Origin of the sequence: Paraglaciecola arctica BSs20135 (genome assembly GCF_000314995.1) — a bacterium.
GTDB lineage: Bacteria > Pseudomonadota > Gammaproteobacteria > Enterobacterales > Alteromonadaceae > Paraglaciecola > Paraglaciecola arctica.
The window spans coordinates 61,079-68,270 of sequence record NZ_BAEO01000034.1; the positions used below are offsets into that span (position 1 = coordinate 61,079).

The following is a 7,192-nucleotide window of genomic DNA, read 5'->3' on the forward strand; positions in this document are numbered from 1 at the left end:
GTGTTAATACTTCTTACGTTGTAAGCCTGTTGTAGCTAAAATTTTGGCTGAAATCTCTTCAATTGAAAAGCGCGTGCTATTCAGAAAAGGGATTTTTTCTTTGCGGTATAAATTTTCGACTTCTCGTAATTCCATACGACATTGCTTCAAGGATGCATATTTACTATTGGCGCGCCGTTCTGAGCGAATTTGGTGCAATCTGTCTGCTTGAATAGTCAGTCCAAACAATTTGTCTTTAAAGCGCCGTAAAGAGGCGGGTAATCGCAAAATGTCACCCATGTCGTCTTCGGTGAAAGGATAATTAGCGGCTTTAATGCCGTATTGTAGTGCTAAATATAGACTGGTTGGGGTTTTACCTGAGCGAGATACGCCGACTAAAATAATATCTGCTTCGTGATAATCTTTTAGATTGGAACCATCGTCATTTGCTAATGCATAGTTAACCGCTTCAATTCGAATATCGTAAGTTTTTTCATGAATACTATGAGTACGATGTTTTTCTGGCTTAGATGGCACACCTAAAACTTTTTCTAATGGCGCCACAAACTGATCCAAAAAATTGTAATTTATGCCCACTGATTTAGAAACAATCTTGCGTACTTCGATATTGACTATAGTGTAAAACACTAAAGGTCTTTGATCGTCATCTTGAAAACTTTCAGATATTTTTCGAACGACCTCAATGGCCTCTTCTGTGGTTTCGACGAAGGGAATCGTAATGTGTTTGAACTCGATCGTAAACAGGGAGAGCAATGCGTGGCCAAACACCTCCGCAGTAATGGCTGTTCCATCCGAAATATAATAGGCAGTTCTCAAAACATTTCCTTAACAATGGTGTAATTTAATTACGAAAAATAATAAAGTTTTACTTTTATAACAACAACATTCTAAAATCACCCTAACAACTATTAAGTGGTTATAAGGATCTCGTTTTTTATGCTGGTATTAACAGTTCAAATTAAGACGATTTGCCTAACCTAACACGATTTTTAAATTAGCAAACAATCATTTGGAGAAAGTGAGAATGCAAGAACACGTTTTGTGGTACCAACAACTAGGAATGGGAGATGTTGGGGTAGTTGGCGGCAAAAACGCGTCGTTGGGCGAGATGATTTCAAATTTAGCCAATGCAGGAGTGCAAGTTCCTGGAGGATTTGCGACCACAGCCCATGCATTTAATTTATTTCTCGAACAAAGTGGCTTAGAAGCTCGTATTCATGTTTTGTTAGATGACTTAGATATCGAAGACATTGCCGCCTTAGGTAAAGCCGGCGAAACCATTCGTAACTGGATCATCGAGACACCTTTTCTACCAGAGCTAGAAAATGCCATACGTACTGCTTTTGTAACCTTACAAGGGGAGGCTGGTGATGAAGCTTCATTTGCTGTGCGCTCCTCAGCAACAGCAGAAGACATGCCTGATGCTTCTTTTGCTGGTCAACAAGAAACCTTTTTAAACGTGAAGGGTTATGACTCTGTCATGGTCGCCATCAAACACGTATTTGCTTCACTGTTTAACGACAGAGCGATTTCTTATCGAGTACACCAAGGTTACGACCACAAAGGTGTAGCTTTGTCTGCAGGCATTCAACGTATGGTACGCAGTGACTGTTCTGCCTCAGGCGTGATGTTTTCTATTGATACTGAATCCGGTTTTGAAGATGTTGTTTTTATTACTTCATCTTATGGATTAGGTGAAATGGTGGTGCAAGGTGCTGTTAACCCAGACGAATTTTATGTACACAAGCCAACCTTGGCTAAAGGCGTTCCTGCTGTAGTACGCAGAAATCTTGGTAGTAAACTGACCAAGATGATTTATTCAGAAGATTTAGAACACGGCAAACAAGTTGAAATTGTCGATATTGATGCTGCAGACAGTCGTCAATATTCACTTACTGATGACGAGGTTATGGAATTAGCCAAACAAGCCGTCATCATTGAGAAACATTACAAAAGACCAATGGATATTGAATGGGCCAAAGATGGTATCGATGGCAAACTTTACATAGTGCAAGCTCGTCCAGAGACAGTGCGCAGCCGTGAAGATATGCAAGTTATTGAACGCTTTATGCTAAAAGGCAAAGCAAAGACTGTATGTGAAGGACGAGCGATTGGTCACAAAATTGGCGCTGGTGTAGCAAAAGTGCTCAAAGGCGTGGAAGAAATGGACAAGATCCAACCGGGAGATGTGTTAGTCACTGATATGACCGATCCCGATTGGGAGCCAATCATGAAAAAAGCGTCGGCAATTGTGACCAACCGTGGCGGACGAACATGCCATGCGGCTATTATCGCCCGTGAACTAGGTATTCCTGCGGTAGTGGGCTGTGGTAATGCTACTGCTTCCATTGAAAATGGTGACAAAATTACTGTGTCCTGCGCAGAAGGCGATACCGGGTTTATCTATGGTGATGTATTGGACTTTGATGTTGTGACATCACGGATTGACTCAATGCCTGAAATCCCACTTAAAGTGATGATGAATGTGGGTAACCCTGATAGAGCCTTCGATTTTGCGCGTTTACCCCATTCGGGCGTAGGTTTAGCGCGACTTGAGTTTATTATCAATAGAATGATTGGTGTGCACCCTAAAGCACTACTTGATTTTGATAATCAACCCGATGAATTAAAAGATGAAATCAACGACATGATAGCTGGCTATGCTTCTCCTGTTGAGTTCTACATCGAAAAATTAGTAGAAGGTATATCCACCATAGCTGCGGCGTTTTCGCCTGAAAAAGTCATAGTGCGTATGTCTGATTTTAAGTCCAATGAATACTTTAATTTAGTGGGCGGTTATCAATACGAACCCGATGAAGAAAATCCTATGCTGGGTTTCCGTGGTGCCAGTCGTTATATTTCAGAGTCATTTCGTGCATGTTTTGCCTTGGAATGTGAAGCGATAAAACGCGTGCGTAACAAGATGGATTTAACTAACGTAGAGATCATGATCCCCTTTGTGCGTACACTGGAAGAAGGGGCAAAAGTAATAGAGTTGCTTGCTGAAGAAGGCTTAGTGCAAGGTGAAAATGGCTTGCGGGTTATTATGATGTGTGAGCTACCTTCAAACGCACTTTTGGCCGACCAATTCCTTGATATGTTTGATGGTTTTTCTATCGGCTCAAACGATTTGACTCAGTTAACTTTAGGTCTAGACCGAGATTCAGGATTGATTGCCCATTTGTTTGATGAGCGTAACCCAGCAGTGAAAGCTTTGTTATCTATGGCAATTCAAGCTGCTAAGAAGCGTGGAAAGTATGTGGGTATCTGTGGTCAAGGCCCCTCTGATCATGAAGATTTGGCGCAGTGGTTAGTGGAACAAGGGATCGACAGTGTGTCACTCAATCCAGATACAGTAGTCGAAACTTGGTTATATCTTGGTGAAAAGCACGGGGCATAATCAGACTTTAGATTGAAGAAAGCCGCTTAAGTTAAGCGGCTTTTTAATTGTTTTTTTAACACTAAATTTTTAGTTTTCTATCCAGAATGATCTTATCTAATTTCCGTGCCGACTTAGACATGACATTTTGACAAGTTCGTAACCAATCTCTTGCTCTGGGCACATCATAACTGAGCATGACTAAGCCTAATAACAATACCAAGATCGAACCTGGCAGAATAAAAAATACTATGCCAAATAGGGCCAGCAGGCTACCCAATGTGATACGTATTTTTTTCTTCATGTCTGTCACCTTAAGTGGATTGAGATTGTTTTATGGTATTAAGCCTATACCAATTCAGTTTTTAGTGAAAATTTCAGTTGTTACAAACTATTTAATGCCGAACAGATCTAGAATAGAGGTGATGATTTTAGGTACAATTAACGCCTCACTTCTACACCAATTACTGAATTTCCCTTATGTTGCCAGCGTTAGACCCTCAAGCTCTTATTGAAAGTAACTATCAGGACTTTTTGACCGACTTGGCAAAGTCCACATTTTCTGGCGATGTTGAGTTTAGCTATGCTAGCCGCTTAGCGGTGTCTACTGACAATTCCATTTATCAAAAGTTACCTCAGGCTGTAGTGTTTCCAAAATCCATTGAAGACTTGTCGCTGATTGGTAAAACCGCTAATCCCTATCAAGACGTGAAGTTTTCAGCCAGAGGCGGCGGTACAGGTACCAACGGCCAATCACTTACCAGCGGCATTATTGTTGATGTTTCACGGTATATGAACCAAGTGTTAGAGGTCAATGCAGAGGAAAACTGGGCGAGAGTCCAGGCGGGTGTAGTAAAAGATCAGTTAAACGATGTGTTAAAACCTCTAGGGTTCTTTTTTGCCCCTGACTTGTCTACCAGTAACAGGGCAACTGTTGGTGGCATGATAAGTACAGATGCCTCGGGACAGGGCTCTTTGGTTTACGGCAAAACCAGTGATCATATTTTGGCCATCACATCCGTTATGGCTGACGGCACTATTTTGAATACTGCACCTATGACTATTGAAGATGCCAAGGCTTTGAGCCAAAAACACACGCCAATTGCGAAAATAGCCCAGCAGCTCTTGGACACTTGTTTAGGGAAACGCCAACAAATTCTAGATAAATTTCCGCGCATGAATCGTTTTTTAACGGGTTATGATTTGGAAAACACCCTAAATGAGGATTTATCTGCATTAGATATTAGCCGAGTTATTACTGGCTCTGAGGGTTCACTTGTTTTTGTGGCAGAAGCCAAAGTAAATATTACACCTATCGCCACGTTTAAAGCCTTGGTTAATGTTAAGTATAACTCCTTTGAATCAGCCCTAAGGCATGCACCTAGTATGGTTGCTGCTAATGCCACATCAGTAGAAACAGTGGACAGTAATGTACTCAACATGGCTAAGCAGGATATTATTTGGCATTCGGTAGAAAGTCTGATTACCGAAGTGGAAGGCAAAACCGTACTTGGCCTAAATATGGTGGAGTACAACAGCAATGATCAAGCTGATATTGAACAGAAAATAGCGGCCTTAAGTGCCAACTTAGACTCCGCAGAAAATCTAGGTGTGATTGGTTACCAAATTACCTATGACAAGGCCGATATTCAGAAAATTTATGCTATGCGTAAAAAGTCAGTGGGTTTACTTGGGAAAATAAAAGGTGCTAAAAAGCCCATTGCATTTGTTGAGGATACGGCTGTACCTCCTGAAAATTTAGCTGATTTTATTATGGAATTTAGGGCTTTATTAGATGGGCATGGTTTGAAATACGGTATGTTTGGGCATGTGGATGCGGGTGTATTACATGTACGTCCCGCTTTGGATATGTGCGACCCAGAACAAGAAGCCTTGGTGCCAGAAATTTCAGAGCAAGTGGTGGCATTAGTCGCTAAATATGGTGGCTTGATGTGGGGCGAACACGGCAAAGGTTACCGTAGTGAATATGGACCACAGTTTTTTGGACAAGAGTTGTTTACAGAGCTACGGAAAATCAAAACGGTTTTTGACCCCTATAATAAGATGAATCCCGGAAAAATCTGTACACCATTAGAGTCAACCGAGTCATTAGTAACAGTGTCCGATCAAAAACGTGGTGAGTTTGATCGGCAAATCCCCATCGAAGTTAGGACATCTTTTGAACCTGTTATGAGCTGTAATGGCAATGGTTTATGTTTTAATTACGATACAACTTCACCTATGTGCCCATCTTTTAAAATTACCGGTGATAGGCGTCATAGCCCTAAGGGGCGGGCAAGCATGGTACGTGAATGGCTGAGGTTATTGTCAAACCAAAACATTGACGTTAATGCGCTTGAACACAATGAAGATCCACCTACTTGGTTTGAACGCTTTCGAAATAGCACCGACAAAAGAGTCGATAGTGACTTTTCACATGAAGTGTTAGAAGTTATGGAAGGTTGCTTAGCCTGTAAAGCTTGCTCAAGCCAATGCCCTGTCAGTGTTGATGTGCCTGGATTTAGATCGCGTTTTTTAAGCATCTATTATCAACGTTATATGCGCCCAGTCAAAGATCACTTAGTAGGCAATATTGAAACTATGGCACCCTTGATGGCCAAAGCCCCAGGCTTTATCAATTTTTTCTTACGCCAAGGCTGGGTTAATCAAACAATTCGTAAGACTATCGGTTACATAGATACGCCAATTTTGTCGCAGCCAACCCTGAGTCAAAGGTTGCAAGATAACGCGTCTGTACAATTTGATTTAGAAACTTTGCAAAAGTTAACTGCGGCGCAACGTGCTAAAAAAGTGTGTATTGTACAAGATCCCTTTACCAGCTTTTATGATGCGCAAGTGGTTGAGTCATTAGTGACATTGATTACTAAATTAGGTTACGAAGCTGTGTTGTTACCTTTTATGCCAAACGGCAAACCACAGCACGTAAAAGGCTTTTTAAATGAGTTTGCGAAAACCGCTAAAACGTCCGCAGATTTTTTGAATCAGTTAGATGAGTTGGCGTTGCCTTTGATTGGTGTCGACCCGTCTATGGTGCTGTGTTATCGCGACGAATATACCAAAACCTTAGGCGAGGCACGTGGTGAGTTTAAGGTGCAACTTGTGCACGAATGGTTGTTGCAAATAGAACTACCAAAAGTCGCCGAAAGCAAAATCCAAAACTATGCACTCTTTGGTCACTGTAGCGAAAAAACGGCGCTGCCTATGAGTGAAGAACAGTGGCAACAGATTTTTGAAAAAACTGGCTTAAGCTTGTCTGCGGTATCAGTGGGATGTTGTGGAATGGCGGGTACTTTTGGTCACGAAGCCAGTCATATAGAAGAATCTACAGGTATTTATCAATTAAGCTGGCAACAAGCCGTTAGTCAATATAAGCCAGAACAAATAGTGGCCACTGGGTATTCGTGCCGCAGTCAGGTGGCCAGGTTCGAAACGTTTAAACCTAAACATCCTTTACAAATATTGGCTATGAGTTTGGTATAAATGCTGGGAATGCAGAAAAAGCCACTAGGGCAAAGATTAGTTTTTATTCTAACCTTACCCTAGTGTGTAAGTTCTACTCTCTCGGGGTTAAAATCATTTAGGTTGCACAACATACTTTGTCTGGCTACGCCTGCATCCATAAATACTGTACCGACTGGACGGAATCCTTGCTGTTGATAATAGTTAACACCTTCCAACTCACACTGCACTAAGACATCATCTAAACCATGTTGTTTAGCAATCTTAAGCAATGCATTAAAGAGTGCTTGATATACTTCTGGACCTATAATACCAATCCGCATAAATAAGTGG

General features: G+C 41.4%; 4 protein-coding genes and 1 pseudogene. 2 read left to right on the forward strand and 3 right to left on the reverse strand.

Annotation, left to right across the window (positions count from 1 at the left end; translation table 11 throughout):
• Positions 1-3: 3 nt before the first annotated feature.
• Positions 4-816: a posphoenolpyruvate synthetase regulatory kinase/phosphorylase PpsR gene (gene ppsR / locus GARC_RS12865; protein ID WP_007620709.1), complete on the reverse strand. Its 813-nt coding sequence runs from the start codon at positions 814-816 to the stop codon at positions 4-6.
• Between the two features lie 208 nt (positions 817-1,024).
• Between ppsR and ppsA the strand changes: the two genes are divergently transcribed.
• Positions 1,025-3,400 carry a phosphoenolpyruvate synthase gene (gene ppsA, locus GARC_RS12870; protein WP_007620711.1) on the forward strand — a complete coding sequence of 792 codons (2,376 nt, stop codon included), beginning with the start codon at positions 1,025-1,027 and terminating at the stop codon, positions 3,398-3,400.
• Between the two features lie 61 nt (positions 3,401-3,461).
• Here the strand turns inward: ppsA and GARC_RS12875 are convergent, their stop codons facing one another.
• A complete protein-coding gene (locus tag GARC_RS12875; RefSeq protein ID WP_007620713.1) occupies positions 3,462-3,683 on the reverse strand; it encodes a tellurium resistance protein TerC in 222 nt (73 codons plus the stop codon).
• A 176-nt stretch (positions 3,684-3,859) separates the two neighbouring features.
• Between GARC_RS12875 and ydiJ the strand changes: the two genes are divergently transcribed.
• Entirely contained in the window at positions 3,860-6,880 is a 3,021-nt protein-coding gene (ydiJ, locus tag GARC_RS12880; RefSeq protein WP_007620715.1) for a D-2-hydroxyglutarate dehydrogenase YdiJ, read from the forward strand.
• Positions 6,881-6,939: 59 nt separating this feature from the next.
• On the opposite strand, the pseudogene GARC_RS12885 reads toward ydiJ, so the two are convergent.
• Positions 6,940-7,192, reverse strand: a pseudogene (locus tag GARC_RS12885) (hypothetical protein); the annotation flags it as partial.

Bases quoted from the DNA above. Each gene is read 5' to 3' on its own strand.
- ppsA (WP_007620711.1), top strand. From the start codon at position 1,025: ATGCAAGAACACGTTTTGTGGTACCAACAACTAGGAATGGGAGATGTT.
- GARC_RS12875 (WP_007620713.1), bottom strand. From the start codon at position 3,683: ATGAAGAAAAAAATACGTATCACATTGGGTAGCCTGCTGGCCCTATTT.
- ydiJ (WP_007620715.1), top strand. From the start codon at position 3,860: ATGTTGCCAGCGTTAGACCCTCAAGCTCTTATTGAAAGTAACTATCAG.